This is a genomic window from Tateyamaria sp. syn59, assembly GCF_007995245.1.
Taxonomy (GTDB): domain Bacteria; phylum Pseudomonadota; class Alphaproteobacteria; order Rhodobacterales; family Rhodobacteraceae; genus Tateyamaria.
Map to the genome: position 1 here is coordinate 1 of NZ_VCBA01000051.1, position 1,676 is coordinate 1,676.

At 56.3% G+C, this 1,676-nt stretch carries 1 protein-coding gene and 1 pseudogene; both read right to left on the minus strand.

Features of this window, described 5'->3' with window-relative positions:
• Positions 1-1,009, minus strand: a pseudogene (gdhA, locus tag FD715_RS22370) (NADP-specific glutamate dehydrogenase); the annotation flags it as partial.
• 415 nt (positions 1,010-1,424) lie between these two features.
• Positions 1,425-1,676, minus strand: a 252-nt coding sequence (locus FD715_RS22375; protein WP_223275058.1) for an STAS/SEC14 domain-containing protein, incomplete at its 5' end; no start/stop codon positions are given.

Consider the following 1,676-nt stretch of genomic DNA (forward strand, 5'->3'; position numbering starts at 1 on the left):
ATTTCGCGTCCTTGCCCGTCAGTTCATTCTGGGTGGCTGAGGGCATTGCCACGTCACAGGGTAGATCCCAGACAGAGCCTTTTCCGACAGGAACAAAATGCACCTCGTTCCCACGCAACCGGGCATATTCCGAAATTCGCTTGCGGCGCACGGATTTGACCTCTTGAAGCAGAGCAAGGTCAATCCCGGCATCGTCTATGATGTAGCCGCTGGAATCCGAACAGGCGATAACCTTGCCGCCAAAGGATTGCACCTTTTCGATGGTATGGATGGCGACATTGCCCGCACCCGATACTACGACGCGTTTGCCGTCGAAGTCGCTCTGGCGCGTTTCAAGCATAGCCTTGGTAAAATAGGTGTTGCCGAAACCAGTTGCCTCGGTCCGGGCGCGGGATCCGCCATAGGCGATGTCCTTGCCGGCAAACACGCCTGATTCATAACGGTTCGTCAGGCGCTTATATTGCCCAAACATGTATCCGATTTCACGCCCGCCAACACCGATATCGCCGGCCGGCACATCCGTCTGCTCGCCCAGGTGGCGGTGCAGTTCGATCATGAGCGATTGACAGAAGCGCATGATCTCGCCATCGGATTTACTCTTGGGGTCGAAGTCCGTTCCGCCTTTTCCACCACCGATCGGCAGACCGGTCAGGGCATTCTTGAAGGTCTGCTCGAAGCCCAGGAACTTGATGATCCCCAGATTGACAGACGGGTGGAAGCGCATCCCTCCCTTGTAGGGGCCGAGGGACGAGTTGAACTGGACGCAAAATCCTCGATTGATCTGGACATTCCCTTGGTCGTCAACCCAAGGGATGCGAAAGATGATCTGGCGCTCGGGTTCGCATATCCGCTCGATGAGCGCTTGCTCAAGATAATCAGGGTGCTTTGCCACGACGCGCCCGAGGCTTTCCATCACCTCGTGCACAGCCTAGTGAAATTCCGGCTCGCCGGCATTGCGCCGCGCCACTTCGGCAAGGATCGGTCGCAGCTTTTCGTCAATATTGTTCATGTGCCTCGTCGCGTCAAAGGGGAGTGTTGTTTAAGTGCGAAAAATGTGTGCGTCAGCATAACGAGCGCCCATTTACTAATCAGCTATTTAAACCTCAACCGTTGTGCAAACTATTCTCGCGCCGGATGATGTCGAAGGGGATGTTGTGCGATCGTGGGTCGATGAGTGAAAGCTGCACTGCATATATTCTGATGCCGACGACAATCGGTTTCGGGTCCAGCACCATCGATGATCCAAACATTTGCCTCGCCGCGATCAGCCTCACATCAGGTAGCCGGCTTTTGCAGCCTCGCCATGCCAAGGTCTGCTGCGAGCCCGGGGCGGTCTGCCAGTCGCCGTCATACTGTCGCGTCCAACGCCCAACCAATTGTGACGACTTGGTGCACGGTCAGTAGCGGCAACAGAAGCGCAGCCTTCATCCGCGAGGTTCGTTCTCCATGCCATCCCACTTCCTGTCAGCAACGATGGCGATGCGCGCGAAGTCATTACGGTGAGCCGTGTCCATTTTCACATCTTTACGGAACGCGGCCAGACCTTCGTAGCCCTCGAAGTCCGCAAGATCGACGACCAGCCCGGGATGCTCCGTGAAGGTCGGCTTTTCATGCAAAATCCCGTGCATGCGCCTCATTGTCATTTTCTGTGAGCTTACCCTCGCAGGCGATCCCGG